This window comes from Thiothrix nivea DSM 5205, assembly GCF_000260135.1.
GTDB lineage: Bacteria > Pseudomonadota > Gammaproteobacteria > Thiotrichales > Thiotrichaceae > Thiothrix > Thiothrix nivea.
Map to the genome: position 1 here is coordinate 3,996,573 of NZ_JH651384.1, position 22,724 is coordinate 4,019,296.

Annotated in this window: 22 protein-coding genes; 9 read left to right on the forward strand and 13 right to left on the reverse strand. The window is 53.7% G+C overall.

The features are described 5' to 3' along the window. Positions 1-7: 7 nt before the first annotated feature. From THINI_RS19915 to THINI_RS19940, 5 genes are all read right to left on the reverse strand, one after another. Positions 8-199: a CsbD family protein gene (locus tag THINI_RS19915; RefSeq protein ID WP_002710320.1), complete on the reverse strand. Its 192-nt coding sequence runs from the start codon at positions 197-199 to the stop codon at positions 8-10. After that, a complete protein-coding gene (locus THINI_RS19920) occupies positions 196-1,851 on the reverse strand; it encodes a glutamate synthase-related protein (RefSeq protein WP_002710321.1) in 1,656 nt (551 codons plus the stop codon). Before THINI_RS19920 ends, THINI_RS19915 begins: the two co-directional genes overlap by 4 nt. 144 nt (positions 1,852-1,995) lie before the next feature. Next, the gene (locus THINI_RS23815; protein ID WP_002710322.1) at positions 1,996-2,526 is read right to left on the reverse strand and encodes a hypothetical protein; all 531 of its coding nucleotides are present in this window, start codon (positions 2,524-2,526) and stop codon (positions 1,996-1,998) included. Between the two features lie 50 nt (positions 2,527-2,576). Beyond that, a complete protein-coding gene (locus tag THINI_RS24570; protein WP_002710323.1) occupies positions 2,577-2,738 on the reverse strand; it encodes a DUF1328 domain-containing protein in 162 nt (53 codons plus the stop codon). Positions 2,739-2,949: 211 nt separating this feature from the next. Beyond that, a complete protein-coding gene (locus THINI_RS19940) occupies positions 2,950-3,696 on the reverse strand; it encodes a Crp/Fnr family transcriptional regulator (RefSeq protein ID WP_002710324.1) in 747 nt (248 codons plus the stop codon). 178 nt (positions 3,697-3,874) lie between these two features. On the opposite strand from THINI_RS19940, the gene THINI_RS19945 reads away from it, so the two are divergent. Beyond that, the gene (locus tag THINI_RS19945) at positions 3,875-5,200 is read left to right on the forward strand and encodes a DUF2254 domain-containing protein (protein ID WP_002710325.1); all 1,326 of its coding nucleotides are present in this window, start codon (positions 3,875-3,877) and stop codon (positions 5,198-5,200) included. A gap of 85 nt (positions 5,201-5,285) precedes the next feature. On the opposite strand, the gene THINI_RS19950 is transcribed toward THINI_RS19945, so the two are convergent. The 5 genes from THINI_RS19950 to THINI_RS19970 form a co-directional block, all read right to left on the reverse strand. Beyond that, positions 5,286-7,133, reverse strand: a complete 1,848-nt coding sequence (locus tag THINI_RS19950; protein ID WP_002710326.1) for a hypothetical protein — start codon at positions 7,131-7,133, stop codon at positions 5,286-5,288. A gap of 126 nt (positions 7,134-7,259) precedes the next feature. Then, positions 7,260-7,877, reverse strand: coding sequence for an outer membrane beta-barrel protein (locus tag THINI_RS19955; protein ID WP_002710327.1), 618 nt, complete (start codon positions 7,875-7,877; stop codon positions 7,260-7,262). A gap of 15 nt (positions 7,878-7,892) precedes the next feature. Then, a complete protein-coding gene (locus THINI_RS23820; RefSeq protein ID WP_002710328.1) occupies positions 7,893-8,585 on the reverse strand; it encodes an outer membrane beta-barrel protein in 693 nt (230 codons plus the stop codon). 47 nt (positions 8,586-8,632) lie between these two features. After that, positions 8,633-9,250 (reverse strand): outer membrane beta-barrel protein, encoded by a 618-nt coding sequence (locus THINI_RS19965; protein WP_002710329.1) that lies wholly within the window; start codon positions 9,248-9,250, stop codon positions 8,633-8,635. Between the two features lie 144 nt (positions 9,251-9,394). Next, entirely contained in the window at positions 9,395-10,192 is a 798-nt protein-coding gene (locus THINI_RS19970; protein ID WP_002710330.1) for an outer membrane protein assembly factor BamD, read from the reverse strand. A 62-nt stretch (positions 10,193-10,254) separates the two neighbouring features. Between THINI_RS19970 and rluD the strand changes: the two genes are divergently transcribed. Then, the gene (gene rluD, locus THINI_RS19975) at positions 10,255-11,202 is read left to right on the forward strand and encodes a 23S rRNA pseudouridine(1911/1915/1917) synthase RluD (RefSeq protein WP_002710331.1); all 948 of its coding nucleotides are present in this window, start codon (positions 10,255-10,257) and stop codon (positions 11,200-11,202) included. Positions 11,203-11,646: 444 nt separating this feature from the next. Here rluD and THINI_RS23825 read toward each other — a convergent pair whose 3' ends face one another. From THINI_RS23825 to map, 3 genes are all read right to left on the reverse strand, one after another. Next, positions 11,647-12,798: a toll/interleukin-1 receptor domain-containing protein gene (locus THINI_RS23825; protein ID WP_002710332.1), complete on the reverse strand. Its 1,152-nt coding sequence runs from the start codon at positions 12,796-12,798 to the stop codon at positions 11,647-11,649. 415 nt (positions 12,799-13,213) lie between these two features. Beyond that, positions 13,214-15,853, reverse strand: coding sequence for a [protein-PII] uridylyltransferase (glnD, locus tag THINI_RS19985; RefSeq protein ID WP_002710333.1), 2,640 nt, complete (start codon positions 15,851-15,853; stop codon positions 13,214-13,216). Beyond that, positions 15,850-16,662, reverse strand: coding sequence for a type I methionyl aminopeptidase (gene map, locus THINI_RS19990; RefSeq protein WP_002710334.1), 813 nt, complete (start codon positions 16,660-16,662; stop codon positions 15,850-15,852). The genes glnD and map overlap by 4 nt, the downstream gene beginning before the upstream one ends. Positions 16,663-16,845: 183 nt before the next feature. On the opposite strand from map, the gene rpsB reads away from it, so the two are divergent. The 7 genes from rpsB (at position 16,846) to ispC (ending at position 22,724) form a co-directional block, all read left to right on the forward strand. Further along, the gene (rpsB, locus tag THINI_RS19995) at positions 16,846-17,619 is read left to right on the forward strand and encodes a 30S ribosomal protein S2 (protein WP_002710335.1); all 774 of its coding nucleotides are present in this window, start codon (positions 16,846-16,848) and stop codon (positions 17,617-17,619) included. Between the two features lie 44 nt (positions 17,620-17,663). Further along, positions 17,664-18,551 (forward strand): translation elongation factor Ts, encoded by an 888-nt coding sequence (gene tsf, locus THINI_RS20000; RefSeq protein ID WP_002710336.1) that lies wholly within the window; start codon positions 17,664-17,666, stop codon positions 18,549-18,551. A 99-nt stretch (positions 18,552-18,650) separates the two neighbouring features. Next, entirely contained in the window at positions 18,651-19,382 is a 732-nt protein-coding gene (gene pyrH, locus THINI_RS20005) for a UMP kinase (protein ID WP_002710337.1), read from the forward strand. Between the two features lie 3 nt (positions 19,383-19,385). Continuing rightward, on the forward strand, positions 19,386-19,943 hold the full coding sequence (gene frr / locus THINI_RS20010) for a ribosome recycling factor (protein WP_002710338.1): 558 nt from the start codon (positions 19,386-19,388) through the stop codon (positions 19,941-19,943). Between the two features lie 48 nt (positions 19,944-19,991). After that, positions 19,992-20,741 carry an undecaprenyl pyrophosphate synthase gene (locus THINI_RS20015; RefSeq protein WP_002710339.1) on the forward strand — a complete coding sequence of 250 codons (750 nt, stop codon included), beginning with the start codon at positions 19,992-19,994 and terminating at the stop codon, positions 20,739-20,741. After that, entirely contained in the window at positions 20,734-21,552 is an 819-nt protein-coding gene (locus tag THINI_RS20020) for a phosphatidate cytidylyltransferase (protein ID WP_002710340.1), read from the forward strand. The genes THINI_RS20015 and THINI_RS20020 overlap by 8 nt, the downstream gene beginning before the upstream one ends. Continuing rightward, a complete protein-coding gene (gene ispC, locus THINI_RS20025) occupies positions 21,549-22,724 on the forward strand; it encodes a 1-deoxy-D-xylulose-5-phosphate reductoisomerase (RefSeq protein WP_002710341.1) in 1,176 nt (391 codons plus the stop codon). Before THINI_RS20020 ends, ispC begins: the two co-directional genes overlap by 4 nt.

A 22,724-nucleotide genomic window follows, 5' to 3' on the forward strand; every position in this document is an offset into this window, starting at 1 on the left:
TTTCAGATTACAAATTCATGTCGTCAGCCATTTTTTGGGCTTCTTCGCGGGTGATGCCGTAGCGTTCCTGCAACTTGCCGACCAATACCTCGGCTTTGCCTTCGATTTCGGTCATGTCGTCGTCGGTCAGCTTGCCGAACTGCTCCTTGATCTTGCCTTTGAGCTGAGTCCAGTTACCTGCGATTTGATCCATGTTCATGGTGATACTCCTTGTCTTGCGGTTGGTTGAGGATCGACTGCCCCGAACCCTGCGTAGGCGATGCCAGTCAGCAATGCCATGTCGCGGTTCCAGGTGGTCAAATCCCGTTTGGAAAAATCCTGTAATTGTGTGTGCCCGCAGGCACGCGCCATCACCTGCATCAGGTGGGTGCTGGTGCGGAAAAAGTTGTTCAGTTTCGCGGCACTCTTTTCTACCAGCAGGCGGCGGCGGAAATGGATGTCCTGGGTGGCGATGCCGACCGGGCACTTGTTGGTGTGGCAGGCACGCATCCCTAGGCAACCGATTGCTTGTAAAGCGGCATTACCCAGCGCGATGGCGTCAGCGCCTAGTGCCAGTGCCTTGAGGAAATCGGGCGGCGTGCGCAAACCGCCGGTTACAACCAGGCTGACGGGGCGGTTGGCGTATTCGTCCAGATAACGCCGGGCGCGTGCCAGTGCCGGAATGGTCGGCACGGAAATGTGGTCGCGGAACAGCAGGGCGGATGCACCTGTGCCGCCGCCGCGCCCATCCAGAATGATGTAATCGACGCCGATTTTCAGGGCAGCTTCGATGTCTTCCTCGATATGCTGGGCAGATATTTTGACGCCGATGGGGATGCCGCTGGTGGCTTCACGCACTTCCTCGGCAAAGCGGCGGTAGTCATCCAGCGTTTCCAGATAGGGGATGCGCGCGGGTGAATACACGGCTTCGCCTTCTGCAATGCCACGGATTTCCGCGATCCGTGCAGTGACCTTTGCGCCGGGCAGCAAGCCACCCGTACCGGTTTTGGTTGCCTGCCCCAGCTTGAAATGGAATGCCTGACAGCGTTTCAACTTGTCCATGTTGAAACCGAAGCGGCCAGAAGCGTATTCGTAGAAATAGCGCGAATTGGCTTGCTGCTCTTCCGGCAACATGCCGCCTTCGCCGGAGCAGATACCGGTTCCGGCCATTTCCGCGCCTATCGCCAGCGCCAGTTTGGCTTCCTGGGAAAGCGCGCCGAAACTCATGTCGGTAACAAATAGGGGAATGTCCAGTGCCAACGGTTGTTGCGCCTGCTGGCCGATAACGGTTTGCGTACCAACTTCCGCATCGTCTTCCAGTGGGAACCGGTGCAGTTGGGCAGTCAGGAACTGGATGTCATCCCAGTGTGGCAATTTTTGTACAGGAACGCCCATCGAGGCGACTTCACCGTGATCATGTTTGTCGGGCTTATTCGTTTGTGCAAGCTGCTGAATGGCTTGTACGTGTGTTTCTTCTTCACCACCGTGAAAGTCTTGATATAAACCTTGATAATCGTCTCGCTTATAAGGTTGCGGATTTTGTTTTTCCCATTTGGTAATTTCCCTTTCATCCACCCAAACCTTATTATCTTCAATCCATGACCTAAATTTATGTAAAGACTCTTTGTTATTATATTCGCTGACGCCGCCTTTATAACGATAGTCCCAGCCATGTAAACTGCAAATTAGGTTGTCGCCATCAATATAACCGTCGGCCAATAATGCGCCACGGTGTTGGCAACGGCCATATAAGACAGAAGCTTTTTGTTCATCCGGCCAGCGAATAACCACCAGATCGACATTACCGACCAAAGCATAGGCGGGTTTTCCTGGTTCCAATGTATTCCAGTTGGCGATAGCAATTTCAGACATGGCTGATACCTGTAATAAAAAAGGAGGGTCGCCCGATCTTGATAGCGAGTGTGTCATGGGGCTGGGCGACCCTCAGTAGCTCTAACAGGACTTACTTGTTAAACATTCAGTAGATGTTGGGGAGTCATGGGGTTAGAGAAGAAATCATTGTTTCAATTCCTGCTTGGCTTCCTGCTGCTCCTCACGTGCCTTACCGGCGACGCTTTCTGCTGTGTCGGCGACGGCATCAGCAGTAGCGGCTTTGGCCTTGCTGGCGGAATCAGCCACGGCATCAGCGGCTTGGCCGACTGCCTCCTTGGTTTCCTGGGCGGCGTCCTGTGCCATGGCTTTGGCATCCTGCGCGGCGTCTTTCACATCTTCCTTGATGTTAGCCAGGCCAGCGGCAGCGGAATTGGCAGCGGCTGAAGCAGCATTACCGGCAGCGGCAGCCGTTGAGGAAATGGCTTCGCCTGCTGAATCTACAGCATTACCCGCAGCATCTTTGGCTTGTTCCATTTGTTGGGAAGCTTGGTTGCTTTGTATTTCAGCCGCTCTATCAGCCGAAATTTCAGCTTGCTGGGCGGCGCGATCCGCCTCATTGGTGCTGGCAGAAGGTTTTGGTTCCTGTTTATCACCGCTACAGGCGACTAAAGCTGCGGATGTCAGAAAAACCAGAGTTGCGCTCTTGATATTCATAATCATAATCCTTTTAATTACTATTTTTAATTAAGGTGTCGCTCTTTAAATCAAGGGACGCGGCGTCCGGTAATAAAAAAGATGATGGATAATACCAATCCAACAACAAACAGAATCCAGGCTATATTAACAGCAGTTCCAGCAATGCCGGAAAAACCCAATACCGCAGCAATCAGTGCGATAATTAAAAATGTGACAGACCAGTTAATCATGATATTTTCTCCTTGCAATCAGTTGTTGAATGACACTCTAATCCAACGGATGCATAGAAATCAAATACAGTACAATATATGTATATATATATTTAAAATACTTTAAAAATTCATGTGAAAAGTTGTACATATGGTTACAAATGTATCGTAAGTGCCACACTTCCCGTGAAAATGTGGCAAATTGCGGCAATATTTTGTACTAATTTTTTGGCTATTGGGGGAACCAGGAGGTGTCAATCTCAAAATAACGGTCGCGGAAGCCGATCATTTCCTTGAGCTTGTCAATTTCGTGCAGGATGACTTCCCTATGTTGGCAGGTGCAATAGCCTTCAAACGCCAGTTGGGTCATGGCGTTGCTGACCGAGACATTGGTCAGGCCGATGGCATCGCCAATCACGTCCTGGGTGAGCGGCATTTCAAACCTCCCCAGCACGCCGTCGGGGGAGTGGATACGCAGGCGGGCGTGCATTTCCAGCAGAAAATGGGCGACCTTGTGCGGCGCGGACGACCTGCCCATGATCTTGATGCGGTCATGTAACACCACTTGCTTAAGGACGCCGAGGCTGAACAACAGCGCGGTCAATCGGGGGGAGTTGATGAAAATGTCATCTAGTTTACTTTTGGGGAAAGGGCATAAGACCGTTTTGGTGACGGTCATCATTTCACCATCGGCAGCCTTCATCGCCACATCCGTCAGGCCCACGATGTCGCCTGGGTAATGGATGCGTATAACCCGGCGGCGTTTTTCCTCCAGCTCCTCGAAGCGGTATACCCAGCCGGATTTTACCACAAACAGGTGGGTGGGGTCGTCGCTGAAGCGCAGTCGGGTGCGGGGGCGGTAGGTGACTTCATCCGTTTCCAGTTCGCGCAGCAACTGCTCGTCCTGGGAGGTGAGGGGGATGTAGTGGCGCATCCGCTCGATCAGGCAACTGGTGGGTTGTCTTTCCTGTTGGCTCATACACACTCCTGAAGGTCATTGTTTTGCGGTTATATATAGCGAAATATTTACAGTGATGCCAAAGATTTAAAATTTTTTAAAAACAAGCCACTTAAGGGTAAATTTTGTCCGGGTTATTTGGGGCTATGCGGTATCCAGCCTACACTTGAAAACCAACCCCACAAGCTTGGAGATTTCATTGAAAACCCGCATTTTGCACCTGCTTGAGCTGCTGACTGTCAATTTCTGGATGATTCCGCTGCTGTTTCTGCTGATGGCGGCAGTGCTGGCGTTTGCGAACATCTATCTCGACCGCGCCTTGTTTTCCGGTTGGGGCGCAGCGTTGCCATTCCCGTTCTATTTCAAGGATGCGGATAACTTCCGGTCGCTGCTCAGCCTGACCGCAAGCTCGATGCTGAGCGTGACCGGGGTGGCGTTTTCCATCACCATTGCTTCCCTGACGCTGGCCTCGCAGCAGTTCGGCCCGCGCCTGCTGCGCAATTTCATGAAAACCCAGTTCAACCAGGTGGTGATGGGCTTTTTCATCGGCACTTTCCTGTATTGCGTGTTGCTGCTGCAATTCAGCAGCAGGCTGGAGGAAACCGACCTGACGCCGGTGATTTCGCTGGCCACGCTGTTGGTGCTGATCATTACCGACCTGTTGCTGCTGGTGTTTTTCTTTCATCACACCGCCATGTCGATCCAGGCCAACACCATCATCAGCGAAGTGCACAAAGAGCTGTCGGAACGGCTGGAAACCCTATTTCCGCAACTGGCCGATAACAGCGAAACAATCCCCGCCGCTGCGTTGCAGGCAGAGGATCAGGAACGTTTTGAACGGGAAGGCCATGCCGTGCAGGCGCAGCATTCCGGCTATTTGCAGGCAATTGATGTGACCGGGCTGCAACATTACATCACGGAACATGATATGGCGTTGAAACTGGTGTTTCGTCCCGGTGATTTTCTGATGCAGGGCAGTTGCCTTGGCTGGTGTCTGGGGCAGGGCGCTGAGGATGAAGACGCCCGCTCAACCATCAACCGCTACCTGATTGTCGGCGACACCCGTACCGCCGAGCAGGATGCCGAATTTGCCGTGCGCCAACTGGTGGAAATCGCGGTGCGGGCAATGTCGCCGGGCATCAATGACCCGTTTACCGCCATCACCTGTATCGACCGGTTGGGCAACGCGCTGGCTTTCCTGCTGAACCGGCAGTTTCCGGCAGAACAACATTTCGATGAAAACGCCCGTTTACGCCTGCAACTCAAGCCTTTCACGTTTGCAGGCATTCTGGGGGCGGCCTTCAACCAGATTCGCCAGAACACCGCTTTCCACGTCGCCGTCATCATCAGCCTGCTGGAAACCCTGCAAGGGCTGGCGGCGCAGGCGCGGACGCCGGAGCAGCGGCAAGCCATCCGGGAGCAAGCCGATGCCATCCATGTCGCCTGTCAGGATGAGGTCAAGGCGCACGCGGATCTGGAAGACATCAAGCTGCGTTACCAGGCGGTTTTGCATGTTCTGGAGTAGTTGTCGGGGTTACACCGTAAAAAAGCAGGACTGGCTCCGATTATGGAAACCAGCCCTGCCCCATGCATTTAGGGGTGGATGATGCTTAGTCAGCCGTGCGGCTACGCAGGTATTCGGTTAATGCTTCACGTCCAAGGCTGCCATCACCACCACCGAGGTATGGCCCCAGTTGTGGTTCAGCCATTGCGCTCAGCCCAGGGAAATAGAAGGGGTGTGGGGCGTCAGCGCCACGTGCCGGGTCAAGCAGTTTACCCAGACCTTCCGCTGCATCCTTGCCTGCCACGGAACCGTCGTGCAGGAATTCATCCTTGGCATCCAGCCCCAGTAGCAGGGGTTTTGCATAGCCCGGTTTGTTTCCCGGTGCATCCTTGGGTTCGCCACGGATACTGGCGTCCAGCACCACCACTGACAAATCGTAATCCGTAGCCGGGCCAGCCAGGGTCTTCTGGATGTTGGTGATGCCTTTGTCAGAACGGTCTAGCAGCGTCAACAGGTTGTTGCTGTAGGGCCGGTACAGTTGCTCCATGGGGCGGACGAAGTTTTCCACCGGTTTATCAGGAGCGGTATGGCAAGCGATACAGTTTGCGCCACCGGCAGTACGCGGCAGCATAAAGATTTGTTCGCCCAATGCCACTTTTTCCGGATTAAGGCCGTCAGGCGCAGCCGGTGACTTCAATTGGTCGGTGTAAGCGTGCAATGCCTGCAATTTTGTGTCATCGACGCGCCGACCTACCGGGCCGGTGGGTGAACCGACAGCAATACCGGTCGTGCTGGCCTGCACAAAGGGCGTGATGTTGTCGGAGCTGATGGCATCCGGAATGACATTGGTCGCCCGCAAGACGCTTTCATAACGGTTGGCGATTTCATCCCCCACCGGCCCGGCCAGGAAGTTCAGGAAACCCCGGCCTTCCGTGGTCAGCAGGCTGGTCGGGTCAAGCGCCACGGTATAGACCAGGTTATTGAAATCATCCAGCTTTTCAAACGCGCCGCTGCCGCCCCATGGCGCTGACAGATCGGTGCGGAAGAAGGGTGGGATGTAAGTGGCGTTGCCTATGCCATCCGGGGTGGCGTCAAATGAAGTGACGGGGTAATGGCGCAAGCCGTGCGTATTCGTCCCCGTCAAATAGCGGCGGGCGGCGGCAGTTTGGTCGGCAATGGAATCGGTGCTTTTGATGCCTTCAGTACTATCGTTGCGGCCCAGGGTGGCGTTGCCCAGGGCATCATAAGACAGTTGCAGGAATGGCAGGTAGGCCAGCGGATTGTCAGCAGCGGCGAAGATTGAGCCAATATCAAGGTTCTCGGCGATGACGCCATCCTTTTGTTTACCAACTGAACCCGGCCCGGCAAACCCGGCAGGCACGATGGAATTGTCGGTCGCCGCATGGCACAGGGAACAGGAAACGCCCATGCGGTCGCCCACCAGCGGGTTGAATACGCTATCGGATTTGAAACTGGCGTCACTGCCTAAAGGTTTGCGATTGCCTTCAGCATCAAACGGCACAACCCCGATGACAGCGCCCTCATTGATCAGGGCAAGGGTAACGGCTGGGTTGCCCAATACGGTGTCCTTGGGTGGAGTACCTGCCTTGACCTGCTCAAGGGCGTCCAGTAAAGCCTTGGCGGTTCCGGGTGATAAGGCTTCGACATTGACATTCAGCCCCAGTGACAAGGCATCCAGAGGCGTCACCTGCGCTTGCGCTAACCCCTGGGGTAGACGCATGGCGTCTGTCCAGAAACGTTCGTTGCCAAATGTTTCAAAGCTGAATACGGATTTCCCCAGTTTCAGCGTGTCTTCTGTCGTGGCGGTTGGCGTCGATGTGTCTGTACTGGACGTGGCAGGGCCATCGTTGTCATTGCAACCTGCCAGCGCGGCAGCCAGCAGGATACTGACGCTGCCGATACGGGGGTAACGGGTTTGGGTTGGGCTATTCATGTTTGGCTCTCCAGTTTGTCTTGGCGCATATTGGAGGTAACTGCCTTTTCGTTGCGCAGCACCTTCCCTTTACATACGGGTCGTTACCGATAACTGGATTGCCATCCGCTCAATTTTTTTCAGATTTCACAAGGTTGAGTAACTTACACCCAATGAATAGAGGTCAGTATCTGTCTCATAGGCAGAATCAGAGCCGATATTGAACATGTGTTCCCATTCGCCACGCAGGAACAGGTTACTGTTCAACTGGTATTGCGCCCCACCGCCTAGCAGGGTGCTGGTGCCGCTTTCGGCGGACTGGGTACTGCTGGCTCCAGAAGTCTTGTTGTTTTTCTGATCCCAGGCAATTACGCCAGCCTTGCCGAATGCTTCGATCTGAGAGGTTAGCGGCACATAGCCGACCCCGGCGATGGCGGTGCCGGTGGCGCTGCTGTCCAGTTTGGCGGGGATGCCGCCAGCCGTGCCGTCCATGTTGACGCTGCCCAAGTCGTAATAGCCGAGTTCCGCGCCCAGCATGGGGTTGAAACGGATGCCACCAAACGCTTTCCAGGCCAAATCGCCTTCATCACAACTGCCCTCGAAAAACGGGTCATTGCAACTGTCGGACTGCTGGGAGCCGCCAATACTGGAACCGACATACATTTTGGGGCCGGTGCTGAAGTCGCTGCCCAGCATCATGGATTCCCCCGCCTGCGCCATGCTGGTTAGCCCCAGCAGCAGGCACAGCGCCAGTCTGTTATTCATGCCTGTATCCTGCCCTTAAAATGTGGAGAAAACCGCACCAATACTGTACATGCCTGCATCTGATTCGTAGGATGTGTCTGAAGCCGTACCAAAGACATGCTCGTATTCCCCCCGTACAGAGAGGTTGTCGCTGACTTTGTACTGCGCGCCGCCGCCTAGCAGCAAGCCCACGCCACTATTGGATGTTTCTATATTCAGGTCGGTGTCTTGTAGCACTTCACGTTTGCCGTTCTGTTTCCAGAAAGCCGCACCTGCCTTGCCCAGCAGTTCGGTGCGTGGTGCGACCGGTACGTAACCCACCCCGGCCAGGTAACTGGCGGACAGGTCACTGCTGAAATTGGCGTCAAAAATGTCGGCGCGCCCGGCTTTGCCATCGGCGGTGCTTGCGCCAAAATCAAGGTAACCAGCTTCCACGCCCAATGTAGGCAGGGAGGAAGATGGCATCACTCCGGTAGGTGTGGCCACAAGACCGTTGCCTTGGGGCGTAACCCGCGAACCGACAAATACCTTGTAGCCACCGGCTGAGTCGTCGCAGTTGCTGGAAGCATTGGCGGCGGAACATGCCCCTTCCTGGTTGGCCATGCCAGCACTTGCGCCACCGTAGAGTGAAACGTTGGAAGGAACGCCATAGCCTTCCATCCCGCCTGCATTGGCGACGTTCGCCAATAGCGCCAATCCTGCCAGTGAGCAGGAAATCATGGTTTTCATACAAGCCCCTTTTTGTATGACGCCCCGTCATGCGGAGCGCTGGTTATTTATAATGATGAAAAAGTGAAACCCAGGCTCAGCAGGTCAATGTCGCCCGCCTTGCCGTCTTTGTTGCCCACATCCTTGAAACGCTCCCATTCCGCGCGGATGCCCATGTTGTCGCCCAGATTGTAATTGCCGCCAACCCCGACCAGCACATCGGAGCCGGTTGTTTCAGTTTGGTTGGTGTTGATGGTTTGTTCGACGCTCCAACGCGCCATTCCCGCCTTGCCAAACAGCTCGATCTGCTCACTCAAGGGGATGCCTGCAACACCGGCGACCGTGAAAGCGGTTACCTGCTGGGAGATTTCCCCGCTGGTATCAAGGCCGGTTTGCTTGCCAAAATCAACGTAACCGCTTTCCAGTACAATGTTTTCATTCATGCGCACACCTGCGAAGGCTTTCCAGCTTTTGCCATCATTGCCGCAGTCGGCCAGACCGTCGCAGAATTCATCGGTTGTGGCAGAGCCTAGGCTTGCGCCCAGATAGTTGCGGGGAGGTTCATTTTTGGATGCGCCAATCGGCGACATGGGTCTGAGTTTACTGAAAACGGAGTCAGCGACGGCGGAGCCTGTCAGTATCAGCAACAGGCATCCTCCCAGACAAGCTGTTTTGGATACGGTCATGTTAGCAGCCCCTTTTATTATTCTAATGTTGGCTTGTATGGCCACTGTAAAGGAGGGGAGGGCGTTCTGCCAGTATTAGCCGATAATCGGGATATTGATACCGAAACAGCCCTTCCACCGCATCAGGAAGAAGGGCTGGCTGGATTAGCGCAAGGATGCTTTCAGGGCAGCGGCGCGTTGCGGGAAATTCATTTCCAGCACCCGCAGGTTATCGGCGGCCAGATCGGGCTTGCCAAGGTTGTGGGCTGCCTTGACCTTGATTTCCAGCGCGTCAATGATGGCGGGGGAGCCTTCATAATGTTTGATGGCGTATTCCGCGCGGTTGAAGGCGGCCAGCCACGCCCCGCGCACCATGTAATATTTCGCCACGTTCACTTCCGACTCGGCCAGACTGTTACGCAGGTGCTGGATGCGTTCTCGGGAATCCGCTGCGTATTTGCTGTTGGGGTAACGGGTGATGACGTGGGAGAAATCCTGGAAAGATTCCTTTTTCTTCACGGTATCCAGATCGGCAATGCTGCGTGGGAACAGTTTGTCGACAATGCTGTGGCCACGGTTGAAGTTGACCAAGCCGCGCAGGTAGTACGCATAATCAGCATCTTCGCTGGTTGGGTTCATGCGCAGGAAACGGTCGATAGCGTCCAGCGCGGAATCCGGCTCATCATACTTGTAGTAAGCGTAAGCGGTTTCCAGCTGCGCCTGTTGGGCAAAACGGCCAAGCGGGTAGCGGGCTTCGAGGGATTCGTACAAGCCAATGGCGCGTTCGTAATCACCGGCGCCCATTGCCTCCCGTGCCGTGGTGTAAATCTTGTTGGCTGACCAGCCCTCGGTCATGTCCTTTTCAGTCTGGGAGAAAATGGAACAACCGCTGAAACTGGCGGAAACCGCGATTACACCTGCCAGATACAGGCTGGCGCGGAGTCTTTTTGTATTTATCGGCATTTGCTTAACAACACATGATGATAGAATGAGGTGCAAGTATAGCGTATTCAACCGGATTAAGAATGCCCCCGAACCAACAGATCCTCCACACCGTACCTTTCGACATGGAAGGGCAGCGCCTCGATCAGATTGTCGCCAGTTTGTGCCCCGAGTATTCCCGCAGCCAGATCCAGAAATGGATCAAGGCGGGCAATGTCCGTGTCGATGATAAAATCCTCAAACCCAAGGAGCGCTTAACCGGCGGTGAGCAAATCACGCTGAATGCCGAGCTGGAAGTGCAAACCGAATTCGAGCCGGAAGACATCCCGCTCGGTATTGTGTACGAAGACGACGCCATCATGATCATCAACAAGCCGGTTGGTTTGGTGGTGCATCCGGCAGCAGGCAATTGGTCGGGAACCTTGGTCAACGCTCTGTTGCATCACAGCCCTTCATTGGCAATGTTGCCACGCGCCGGGATAGTGCATCGTCTCGACAAGGACACGTCCGGCCTGATGGTGGTCGCCAAAACCTTGGAAGCCCACACCAAGCTGGTGGAATTGTTACAGGAACGCGATGTCAGCCGCGAATACCTCGCGCTGGTTTTCGGGCAGGTGGTGGCCGGTTCCACTATTGAAGCCAACATTGGTCGCCACCATATCGACCGCAAAAAGCAGGCGGTCACCGACGGTGGCAAGGAAGCGATTACCCATTACCGGGTGGAAGAACGTTTCCCCCATCACACCCTGTTGCGCGTATCGCTGGAAACCGGGCGTACCCACCAGATCCGTGTCCACCTGAGCTGGAAGCATATGCCGATTGTGGGTGACCAGACCTATGGGGGGCGTCCGCGTGTGCCTGCCGGGATCAGCGAGGCATTGCGCACAGCCTTGCAGTCGTTCCCGCGTCAGGCATTGCACGCCACCAAATTGGGTTTGGTGCACCCAGAAACCAGCGAATATAGGGAGTGGGAGACGCCCATTCCGGAGGATATGGCTGGGTTGCTGGCATTATTGCGCGAGGAAATGTAGCTTGGGTTTTCTACTAAGGGTAATGAAATCTCCAAAGTGGTGTGATATAAATCCTCGTCTAGTTTTTCGGTAAAAAGCATTTAAATATTCATCTGTGGTAAAGCCAAAATCGAGTTTTTCACAGTTCCTTAAAAAATATATTTGTTGATGCCTTGCCGCTCTGTACACGACAAAAAATTTTGAACGAACGCAAGTTATTGATTTTTTGTTGGTCACAATTGGTTCTGGAACTACGAATCAATCACTTACAAGGTTCTGAGAAAAATTGTCGTGTACAGAGGCATTGCCGTATGTTTCTTTGGGATGCCCATGTGGCGGGCTACTGTACGGCGCTCACGTCTGAATTAGCAAGCTCACAGGTAGGGGTATTTGTCAATTATCTATATAAGATTTTTTGGTTTTTAGCTAGGCGCTTATTTAGCTTAATTGATTCAGGTATAAATGTTAAAATTTACTTTCTAGCTTTTTGCATTTATAAGTGGATTTTTTTCCATTTTCCTCCTTCAATGTAGCAATGCCTGTTAAACGATTGGCTTCAAAATTCCATTGTTCAGTGTAACCATCACCTGCCCAATTGAATCCACCAGAAAAACCAATCGTATCACCCCTAATATAGTGAAGAGTTACTCCTCCCGAATGATTAGCATAGTCCTGCCAGCGTGGAACAATCTGGATAATTGGAACAGTGCCTGTTGGAGCTGATAATGCATACTCTCCTTTCGGGGCACAAGGAGTTAAGTCCATAATAAAATCGCCACCTGATAAACAATTTAAAATTTTCCCAAATGACTTTCCAGGAGACTCTGTGATTGTAACATCTTCACGCCCTGAATCTGAAATGCATAGTATACTGAATCTTGCTTCATTGATATTATTCTCAAGTTGTTCCTTATCGTATTCGCTAGATTGAAACCCTATATCGCCATCTCTAAATGAATTTATAGATGCATTATTATCAGACGCGCCATTTGTTTTATTATTGTTATTATGACCTAGACTGAAAAATGCGAAAAAAATTAACAAAGTACCTAAAAAGATTTTAGGATTTTCTTTTAAAAAATAGATTAATTCTCTTTTTAGATAAAGTTTTTTGCTATTTTTGGTAGGGTTTGGTGCGACAAGCTTCAAGCTGTCTTTTATAAAGGTTTGATAAGGATGATGTATTCTATTTGCGATTCTCCTGATTTCATTGGTTATATCTTGATACGCCTCTCTTCTGTTTTTATATTTTTTTATTGGCTTTCCGTCGTTTGGTAGGGATTTTAGTTTTTTGAGGTTTGTATGTTTCCAATCACATACGTCAACAATGATTGGAACAACCCTTGCTTCCCTAGCTCTATGTTTTTCTAGGGCGCGCTTCATTTCCACATCTTGACAATAGCTGGAATCAAGAAAATCTGAGCTAACTAAAAGAAGTATTATATCTGAATTTTCAAGCTTCGCCTTTATTTCTAGATCGAATTCATTACCTGCTTCGATCTCTCTGTCATACCAAGTTTGAATTAGTCCACTTCTCTTCATGACGGAAAAATGTCTATCAATCTCATCGCGTATATCTATATCTTTATGTGAATATGAAAAAAATACCTTAGCCATAATAATTCAGTTATAAAGAAATGAAACAATTAAAACTAAACGACCACCCACTAAAGTAGGTGGGTTTGGCGCGGGTCGCAGAGGACTGAAAGTCCACCCGTTTCGCTCCCCGCGCTTAAGAACCGCTTCGACAAAGATTGTGCAAACTTGCAACAGCCTTAAAAAGCGACCTGAACTAAAGCTGACCGGCTAAAGCCGGTGGTTTTAACCTTGTGATGGAAAAATAAAGATCATATCAACAACGTGGTTACTTGTGCATTTAGCTTGGCAACTCTCTAAAATTATACATATGCTTACTTTTTGTGTATAGTATTTCACTACATCATCTGCGCAGTAGTTAAAGTACCACAAACAAATATTTCTGAATTTTATGAGTCTGCCTAAAAGCATCTGGTATTTTTTAGAATGCCGCGAGCTACCCTCCCTTCAACGCTTGCACCAGCACCTCGCGGATATGCGCCTGCTGAGTTTCATCCGTAATCATGCTGCCATCGCGTGCGGTGACGTAAAAAATATCCTGTGCCTGTTCCCCCAGTGTATTGATGCGGGCATTGTGTACGCGGATGCCAAGGCCATCCATCGCTTCCCCCAGCCGTGACAGCAAACCGGGCATGTCACCGGTGTTGATCTCGATCAGGGTCAGGTTTTTGTCCGGCTGCTGGTTAAAGGAAACGCGCGTCGGCACGTCAAAATTGCGCAAGATGCGCGGTTTGCGTAGGGCAGCCTGACGCGATATGTCCCGCTCCAGGTTTGCCTCCAGCGTGTCGATAATGTACTGCCGGTCAGCATCACTGATGATGAGTTGGTTATCCGGCCCCAGGATGTGCAGGGTATACAGGTCGAAACCGTCAGTGGTGGAAACGATGCGTGCCTGTACGACATTGAGGTTGAGCTGTTCCAGCGTGGAAACTACCCGCGAAAACAGGTCGTCCTGATCTTTGCTGTAGACGAACAACACATTGCTGCTGCCCGAAACGGTGCGGCGCAGGTGGATCAGGGTCGGCTTGCGTGGCGTTTCGGCGAGGATATGACGGGTATGCCATTGCACGCTTTCCACCGAATGCTGGAGGTGGTAATCGGTACCAAACTGCTTCCATAGTGTGCGGCATTCCGCTTCGCTGAAACCTTCCTGGGTGAGGTGTTCCAGCGCGGCGCGGCGTTTTTCCTCAATCAGCAGGGATGTTTCCCGCGATTGCAAGGTGCGGTTCTGTAACAGTTTGCGGGTGGAATGGTAAAGCTCGTGCAGCAGCGCCTGTTTCCAGCCATTCCACAATTTTGGGTTGGTGCCACGGATGTCGGCCACAGTCAGCAGGAACAGGCAGTCGAGGCGGCTTTGTGACGCCACATGCCCGGCGAACTCGAACACGACTTCCGGATCGCTGATGTCCTTGCGTTGTGCGGTCATGCTCATCAGTAGGTGATTGCGCACCAGCCAGCTGACCAGCGAAGCGTCATGCAGGTTGAGGCTGTGTTCGCGGCAGAAATGGTAGGCGTCGACTGCACCCAGTTCAGAGTGGTCGCCATTGCGCCCCTTGGCGATGTCGTGGAACAGCCCTGTCAGATACAGCAGTTCCGGGTTGCGCAGGGTCTTGAACACTTCCGCGCACAACGGTAGCTCCTGTACGCCGATGCTGGTGCCGTAACGGCGCAGGTTGCGCACCACGAACAGGGTGTGTTCGTCCACCGTATACATGTGGAACAGGTCATACTGCATTCGCCCGACGATATTGGCGAAAGCGGGGATGTACGACGCCAGAATGCCGTAACGGTTCATCAGCCGCATGACGAAGGTGATGCCCTTGGGCTGACGCAGGATCTGCATGAACAGCTGCCGATGGCGCGCCTGCTGGCGGAAACCAGCGTCGATGCGGTGCAGGTTGTGGCGGATCATGCGGGTAGTCGCGGGCGTCAGGCCGTTAACGCCGGGCGTCATTTGCAATAGCAGGAAAATTTCCAGCAGTGCGGTCGGGTAGAGTACGAACACATCCGGTGAATTCACCGAAATCAGGTTGCCGCGTTTCTGATACCACTCGCCGAGCATTTCCGGCGGTGGCGGGTGCAGGGTGAGGATGCGTTCGCGGAAAATCCCCATCAGCATGTCAGTGAGACGCTCCAGTTCGGTGATGGTGCGGTAGTAGCGCTGCATGAAAGCCTCCACCGCCGCATTGTTGGCATCATTGGTGTAGCCAAAGCTGTGCGCCAGACTGCGCTGGTAGTCGAATAGCAGGCGGTCTTCCTTGCGCCCGGCCAGTTCGTGCAGGGCGAAACGGATGCGCCACAGGAACAAACGGCCTTCACGCAGGGTTTCGTATTCATCGTGTTCCAGCAGTCGGTTTTCATACAGTTCCTGCAAGGAAAAGGTGCCGTACTCACGTTGTGTGACCCAACTGATGGTCTGGATGTCGCGCAAGCCGCCGCGCCCGTCTTTCAGGTTGGGTTCGACCCGGTGCGAGGTGTCGCCGAATTTCTGGTGGCGTTTGTGCACTTCTTCCAGTTTGGCCTGGAAGAAATCGCGGCTGTTCCACATTTTTTCCGGGCTGGTGGCAGCGCGCAGGGCGAAGAACAGACTTTCGCTGCCGCTGAGGAAACGGGCTTCGATCAGGTTGGTGATGATGCTCAGGTCGCTGCGGGCCATTTCCACGCATTCATTCAGGGTGCGGACGCTGTGGCCAACATCCAGCCCGATGTCCCACAGCAGGGTAACGAAGGCGGATAGGCGTTCGCGGCATTCTTCGCCGGGTGGTTCGGTCAGCAGAACCATCAGATCTATGTCGGAAGAAGGGTGAAGTTCCTCCCTGCCATAGCCGCCAACCGCAATCAGGGCAGCCCGCTGTTGCTGTTGGGGAATGCTGTTGCGGTTCCATAAGTGACGCAACAATGCATCAATGAAGTGGGTATGGTGTCGCAGTAAGGTGCGGATATCCTGCCCGGCGTGAAATTCCGCGCCCAGGCGTTTGCGGGCTTCGCGGATGGCTTGTACGTAATCAGCGGTTTGTGGGCTGCCAAGTTCCAGCAGGCTGCTGTAAACATCCAGCAGGGGATTGTTCGGGATCATACGGTGGCGCGCCAGTCTGCTTCTTCTTCACGCAGGGTAAGGATTTCAAAGCCGTCTTCAGTGACCAGGATGGTATGTTCCCACTGGGCAGAGAGCTTGTGATCCTTGGTGACGGCAGTCCACTGGTCGGGGAGGATTTTCAGGTGGCGCTTGCCCTGGTTGATCATGGGTTCGATGGTGAAAATCATGCCCGGCTGGATGATGATCTTGTCGCTGTCCTTGCTGTAGTAGTGCAGGATTTGCGGGGATTCATGGAACTGGTTGCCGATGCCATGCCCGCAAAATTCTTCCACCACGCTGTAGCGGTTGGCGTGGGCGTGTTTCTGGATGGCCTTGCCGATATTGCCGAGCGGCGCGCCGGGGTGGACTTCGAGGATGCCGCGATACAGGCATTGCTGGGTAATCTGGCTGAGACGCTTGCCTGCGATGGAAGGCTCGCCGACGAAGAACATTTTACTGGTGTCGCCGTGGTAGCCGTCCTTAATGACGGTGATGTCGATGTTAAGGGCGTCGCCTTCCTTGAGCTTCTTGTCGCCAGGAATGCCGTGGCAGATGACGTGGTTGACGGAGGTGCAGATGGAGCGGGGGAACGGTGGTTCACCATAGTTTAGCGGGGCAGGGATGGCTTGCTGCACGTTAACAATGTAATTGTGGCAAATCTGATCCAGTTCTCCGGTCGTGACGCCGGGTTTTACATAAGGGCCAATCATCTCCAGCACTTCTGCCGCCAGCTTGCCCGCAACCCGCATTTTGGCGATTTCTTCTGCTGTTTTGATCTTGATAGTCTGGTCTTTTTGTGTCTTCGCCATTATTAGTTCTTCCCGGTAGCACTCAAAAGCGTTTCATGGTATAAAGCGCCCGCGTTTTCCGCAAATAGTTTTACATTTTTTAAATCCACACATACATCGACACGCCGCGCAGGGTGCCTGAACCAAAAAAATCGGGTTGCGCAGGTGGGATGTATGGAGGCATAACCCACACAGGAGCTTATCATGCCTAAAGTTACCATGCGCCAAATGCTTGAAGCTGGCGTTCATTTCGGTCACCAAACCCGTTACTGGAACCCTAAAATGGGTCAGTTCATCTTTGGTGAGCGCAACAAGATTCATATCATTAACCTTGAGCAAACCCTGCCAATGTTCAATGATGCGACCAACTTCATCGGCAAGCTGGCCGCCAAGGGTGGCAAAATCCTGTTCGTCGGTACCAAGCGTTCCGCGCGTGAAGCCGTTCAGGAAGCTGCCATTGCCTGCAAAATGCCTTACGTCAACCACCGTTGGCTGGGCGGGATGCTGACCAATTTCAAGACCGTCAAGCAATCCATCCGCCGCCTGAAAGATCTGGAAAAAATGGCCGAAGACGGTTCTTTCCAGAAACTGGGCAAGAAAGAAGTGCTGATGCTGACCCGCGAATCTGAAAAGCTGGAGCGCAGCCTGGGCGGTATCAAGGATATGCGTGGCCTGCCAGACGCGATTTTCATCATTGACGTAGGTTACGAAAAAATTGCCGTACAGGAAGCCAACAAACTGGGCATTCCGGTTATCGGCGTGGTGGATACCAACAACTCCCTGGCAGGTATTGATTATGTGATTCCTGGCAATGATGACGCGATCCGCGCTATCCAGCTGTACGTTTCAGCCGCTTCTGACGCGGTTAACGAAGGCCATGTAGCGGCTGCGGTTGCGCCTGAAGCTGAAGTTGCGGCAGCCGATGCAGCAGCTGCTGATGAAGCGGAACCAACCACTGATGCGGCGGCAGCTGAATAAGCTGAATAAGTCGCCCAAGTAAAAAGATTCAAGGAGTTATTCTGATGGCAATTACTGCTGGAATGGTAAAAGAGCTGCGCGAGCGTACTGGCGCAGGCATGATGGAATGTAAGAAAGCCCTGACCGACACCAACGGCGACATGGAAGCTGCAATCGACCTGATGCGCAAATCCGGCGCTGCCAAGGCTGACAAGAAAGCTGGCCGCGTGGCTGCTGAAGGCCGCATGGTGATTACGATTGCCGCTGATGGCAAACAAGCTGCCATGGTTGAAGTCAACAGTGAAACCGACTTTGTTGCCAACGACGCCAACTTTGTTGAGTTTGCGGAAGCGGTTGGTGCTGCGGCACTGGCAAACAAGCCTGCTGACGTTGCAGCCCTATCAGCCACTACGCTGGCCAGCGGCCAAACTGTTGAAGAAGCCCGTACCGCGCTGATCGCCAAGATTGGTGAAAACATCCAGGTGCGCCGTCTGCAACTGGTTGATGCTGGCGCAGGCGAGATTGCTTCCTATCAGCATGGTTCCAAGATCGGCGTCGTTGTTTGCCTGGCTGGCGGTGACGCTGAGCTGGGCAAACACGTTGCCATGCACATCGCCGCGACCAGCCCGGTTTGCGTGGATGAAACCGGCGTGCCTGCGGAAGTCGTTGAGCGTGAACGTGAAATCCAGATCGACATCGCCATGCAAAGCGGCAAGCCGCGCGACATCGCGGAAAAGATGGTTGCGGGCCGTATGAAAAAATTTCTCGGTGAAATCACCCTGGTAGGCCAGCCGTTCGTCATGAACCCGGATCAAACGGTCGGCGACCTGCTGCAAGGCAAGGGTGCGGCGGTTTCCCAGTTCGTGCGTTTGGCGGTAGGCGAAGGCATCGAAAAGAAACAGGAAAACTTTGCTGACGAAGTGGCTGCGCAGGCAGCGGCGGCAGGCAAGTAACAAGGTCTTCGGGCTTTGCATGAAAAGAGGGGCACAGGTTGCCCCTTTTTTCTGTCCCCTGTATAAATACACCCATTTTATTCACTGGCAGGCGCACGTATGACATCCACAAGCAATCCCGCAACCCGTTTCCGCCGTATCCTCCTCAAACTCAGTGGCGAAGCGCTGTTGGGCAATCAGGATTCCGGCATCGACCCCGAAATTCTTTACCGTGTCGCGGGTGAAGCGCTGGAAGTGCAGCGTTCCGGCGTGCAGGTTGCTATCGTGATTGGCGGTGGCAATTTGTTCCGTGGCGCAGGTCTGGCGGAAAAGGGCATGGATCGGGTGCGTGGCGACCAGATGGGCATGTTGGCGACCGTGATGAATTCACTGGCGATGCAGGATGCGGTTGAAAAGCTCGGTGGTTCCTGCCGGGTGCTCACTTCCTTGGGGATCGATCAGGTCGGGGAGCGCTATTCCGCCCATCAGGCACGCCGTTACCTGGAAGCGGGCGACATTGTTATTTGCGCGGCAGGCACGGGCAACCCGTTTTTTACTACCGATACTGCCGCCAGTTTGCGCGCGGTGGAATTGCAATGTGATTTATTGCTGAAAGCCACCAAAGTGGACGGTATTTATGATGCTGACCCGAAAAAAAATCCTGCGGCGAAGCGCTTCGATCGGTTATCCTTCGGGACAGCGATCCAGAGCCAGTTGGGTGTGATGGATCTGACGGCCATGGTCATGTGCCGTGATAACAAACTTCCTCTCGGCGTGTTTGACATGTTTGCGCCGGGGGCGCTCGCTGCGATTGTCGCAGGTGAGCCTGTTGGAACTCTGGTTGAGGTTTAGTCAATGATTGAAGACATCAAACAAGATGCAGAACAGCGGATGCAAAAGAGCATCGAAGCCCTGAAACACGATCTGGCAAAAATCCGTACTGGGCGCGCGCACCCCAGCTTGCTGGATCAGGTAACGGTTGATTATTACGGCTCCGAGGTTCCCCTCAGCCAGGTTGCCAATATCGGTACTGAAGATGCCCGTACCCTGAAGGTGACGCCATGGGAAAAACCGATGGCCAGCAAGATCGAAAAGGCTATCCTGACCTCAAATCTTGGCCTGAATCCGGCCAATGACGGCAACGTAATCCGGGTGCCATTGCCTGCACTGACCGAAGAGCGCCGCCGCGATCTGGTCAAGGTAGTCAAATCTGAAGCCGAAGGCGCACGGGTCGCCATCCGTAATATCCGCCGCGACGCCAATTCCGATTTCAAATCGCTGCTGAAGGAAAAGGAAATTTCCGAAGACGAAGAGCGCCGCGCCGCAGACGACATCCAGAAGCTGACTGACCGTTACATCAAGGAAGTGGAAGTGGTGCTGGAAAAGAAAGAAAAGGAACTGATGGAAGTATGATGGCACAGCCGCTGCTGTAGGCGTGACTGTCGTAATAATGGGGCTGGAATGACAAATAAAAAAACAGAAGACGCAGTGCCCCGGCATGTCGCCATCGTCATGGACGGGAACGGACGCTGGGCAAAAGCCCGCTTCCTGCCCCGCCTGATGGGGCATCACCGGGGCGTGGAGTCTGCCCGCAAAGTTATCCGGGCGTGCAGCAACGTCGGGGTGGAGTGCCTGACCCTGTTCGCATTCAGCAGCGAAAACTGGAAGCGTCCGGAGGAAGAGGTCAGCGGCCTGATGTCATTGTTCATGACGGCACTGGAACGCGAGTCCACTGCGCTGTTCCGCCACAATGTCAGGATGCGGTTTATCGGCCATACCAGCGGTTTTTCCGCCAGTTTACAGGAAAAAATCCAGCAGGTGGAAGCGTTGACCGCCAGCTGCACCGGCATGACCCTGCTGATTGCCGCCAATTATGGTGGTCGTTGGGATATTTTGCAGGCAGTCAGCACGGTGGCGCAAAAAATTGCCGATGGTGAGCTGGTTGCTGATAGTTTGGATGAAACGGCTTTCGGGCAATTGTTGGCAACCGCAGGCTTGCCAGACCCTGACCTGTTTATCCGCACGGGGGGGGAAAAGCGCATCAGCAATTTCCTGCTATGGCAGCTGGCGTATGCGGAACTGTATTTCACGGATGTATTATGGCCGGAGTTTGACGAAGACTGCCTGCAAAAGGCATTCAGGGATTTTGCCAACAGACAGCGGCGTTTCGGTATGACCGGTGAGCAAGTATCAGGAGGAAAACATGCTTAAACAACGGATTATTACAGGGCTGGTCTTGATCGTGCTGGTGTTTGCCGGTATCCGTTTCTTGCCGAGCGAGTTGTTTGGGCTGTTTTCACTGGTGTTCGTCGTGGGTCTGGGTGCATGGGAATGGGCTGGGCTGACCGGTTGCTACCTGCCGGAAAAACGCATGATGGGAACCATGATGATCCTGTTAGCTTCGATTCCACTGGTGTTTATCAAGCCGGAGCCGGTGTGGGTGCTGGCTGTCAGTATCCCGGTATGGTTGGCGGCGCTGGTGGCATTGCTGATTTACCCGCATAACGCCGGTTTTTACCGGAAACATGCCTTGGCGATGCGCTTGTCAGGCATCCTGGTGTTGTTGCCAGCCTGGTACGCACTGATGCAATTGCACATGATGCATTATTCCTATGTCATTTATCTGATTACCCTGATTGCCTTGGCGGATACGGCGGCTTATTTCACCGGGCGCAGCTTTGGCAAGCACAAGCTGGCTCCGGATTTGAGTCCTGGCAAGACCCGCGAGGGTTTGTCGGGTGCTGTTGTCGTCACTGCCGTGTGGGCTTCGCTCGGTTCCTTCTGGCTGGATGTGCCAGTCGGCCAGGGTGCCATTTTCATGGTGCTGTCGATGTTCGTGGTGCTGATGTCGGTGGCTGGTGACCTGTTTGAGAGCCTGTTAAAGCGCGAAGCGGGCGTGAAGGATAGCGGGCAGATCCTTCCCGGTCACGGTGGTATCCTCGACCGTATTGACAGTATGCTGGCTGCAGCACCCCTGTTTACGCTCGGGTTGTTGTGGTTATTGAAGGGGCAGGCGGGATGAGTTCCAAAGGTGTTGCCATCCTCGGGTCTAGCGGCAGTATCGGCGTCAGCACCCTGGATGTGCTTGCCCGCCACCCAGAACGTTTTCACGTGACCGCACTAACGGCCAATCATAATGTCGAACGTTTGTATGAGCAGTGTATGCGCTTCCAGCCACGCCAGGCGGTCATGGTGGACGAGGCGGCAGCGGCGTTGCTGGAGCAGCGTTTGCGGGCGGCAGGCAGCGGGGTCAAGGTGCTGGCCGGGGCGGAATCGCTGGAAACGGTTGCCAGCAGCCCGGAAACCGATTACGTGATGGCGGCGATTGTTGGCGCGGCAGGTTTGTTGCCAACATTGGCGGCGGCGCGGGCAGGCAAGCGTGTGATGCTGGCCAACAAGGAAGCCTTGGTCATGTCGGGGCAGCTGTTTATTGATGCTGTTTGCGAGCATGGCGCTGAATTGTTGCCGATTGACAGTGAGCATAATGCTGTTTTCCAGTGCTTGCCTGCTGATGGCCGGGATGGCGTGGAAAAGGTTTTGCTGACGGCCTCGGGTGGGCCTTTCCGTACCTGGCCTGCCAGCGATTTGGCGACAGTGACGCCGGAACAGGCGGTGGCGCACCCGAACTGGTCGATGGGGCAAAAGATTTCGGTCGATTCCGCCACCCTGATGAACAAGGGGCTGGAGGTGATCGAAGCCTGCTGGCTGTTTGGTCTGTCGGCGGAGCGGGTGGAAGTGGTAGTGCACCCGCAAAGCACCATCCATTCGATGGTGTCCTATAATGATGGTTCGGTATTGGCCCAGTTGGGTAACCCGGACATGCGCACCCCGATTGCTTATGCGTTGGGATGGCCCGAACGGCTGGTTTCCGGGGTAGCGCCGCTGGATATGTTTACGACCGCGCGTCTGGATTTTGAACGCCCGGATATGGAACGTTTCCCTTGCCTGCAACTGGCTTATGAGGCGCATGGATGCGGCGGTTACGCCACGATTGCTTTGAATGCAGCCAATGAAGAGGCGGTAAAAGCCTTTTTGGGGCGGGAAATCGGTTTTACCGACATTCCGCTACTGGTCGCTGAGGTGATGCGGCAGGCAGCCACGGGAACGCCGATGAACCTGGAAGACATACTTGTTCAGGATGAGGAAAGCCGTGCGCGTTCACTATCCTGGATAAAAAACAAGAAGATGCACTAA

Bases quoted from the DNA above. Each gene is read 5' to 3' on its own strand.
- frr (WP_002710338.1), top strand. From the start codon at position 19,386: ATGATTGAAGACATCAAACAAGATGCAGAACAGCGGATGCAAAAGAGC.
- THINI_RS19940 (WP_002710324.1), bottom strand. From the start codon at position 3,696: ATGAGCCAACAGGAAAGACAACCCACCAGTTGCCTGATCGAGCGGATG.
- THINI_RS19915 (WP_002710320.1), bottom strand. From the start codon at position 199: ATGAACATGGATCAAATCGCAGGTAACTGGACTCAGCTCAAAGGCAAG.
- rpsB (WP_002710335.1), top strand. From the start codon at position 16,846: ATGCCTAAAGTTACCATGCGCCAAATGCTTGAAGCTGGCGTTCATTTC.
- THINI_RS23815 (WP_002710322.1), bottom strand. From the start codon at position 2,526: ATGAATATCAAGAGCGCAACTCTGGTTTTTCTGACATCCGCAGCTTTA.
- map (WP_002710334.1), bottom strand. From the start codon at position 16,662: ATGGCGAAGACACAAAAAGACCAGACTATCAAGATCAAAACAGCAGAA.
- rluD (WP_002710331.1), top strand. From the start codon at position 10,255: ATGCCCCCGAACCAACAGATCCTCCACACCGTACCTTTCGACATGGAA.
- THINI_RS23825 (WP_002710332.1), bottom strand. From the start codon at position 12,798: ATGGCTAAGGTATTTTTTTCATATTCACATAAAGATATAGATATACGC.
- THINI_RS19965 (WP_002710329.1), bottom strand. From the start codon at position 9,250: ATGACCGTATCCAAAACAGCTTGTCTGGGAGGATGCCTGTTGCTGATA.
- THINI_RS20020 (WP_002710340.1), top strand. From the start codon at position 20,734: ATGCTTAAACAACGGATTATTACAGGGCTGGTCTTGATCGTGCTGGTG.
- ispC (WP_002710341.1), top strand. From the start codon at position 21,549: ATGAGTTCCAAAGGTGTTGCCATCCTCGGGTCTAGCGGCAGTATCGGC.
- THINI_RS19955 (WP_002710327.1), bottom strand. From the start codon at position 7,877: ATGAATAACAGACTGGCGCTGTGCCTGCTGCTGGGGCTAACCAGCATG.
- pyrH (WP_002710337.1), top strand. From the start codon at position 18,651: ATGACATCCACAAGCAATCCCGCAACCCGTTTCCGCCGTATCCTCCTC.
- THINI_RS19920 (WP_002710321.1), bottom strand. From the start codon at position 1,851: ATGTCTGAAATTGCTATCGCCAACTGGAATACATTGGAACCAGGAAAA.
- THINI_RS24570 (WP_002710323.1), bottom strand. From the start codon at position 2,738: ATGATTAACTGGTCTGTCACATTTTTAATTATCGCACTGATTGCTGCG.
- glnD (WP_002710333.1), bottom strand. From the start codon at position 15,853: ATGATCCCGAACAATCCCCTGCTGGATGTTTACAGCAGCCTGCTGGAA.
- tsf (WP_002710336.1), top strand. From the start codon at position 17,664: ATGGCAATTACTGCTGGAATGGTAAAAGAGCTGCGCGAGCGTACTGGC.
- THINI_RS19950 (WP_002710326.1), bottom strand. From the start codon at position 7,133: ATGAATAGCCCAACCCAAACCCGTTACCCCCGTATCGGCAGCGTCAGT.
- THINI_RS23820 (WP_002710328.1), bottom strand. From the start codon at position 8,585: ATGAAAACCATGATTTCCTGCTCACTGGCAGGATTGGCGCTATTGGCG.
- THINI_RS19970 (WP_002710330.1), bottom strand. From the start codon at position 10,192: ATGCCGATAAATACAAAAAGACTCCGCGCCAGCCTGTATCTGGCAGGT.
- THINI_RS20015 (WP_002710339.1), top strand. From the start codon at position 19,992: ATGACAAATAAAAAAACAGAAGACGCAGTGCCCCGGCATGTCGCCATC.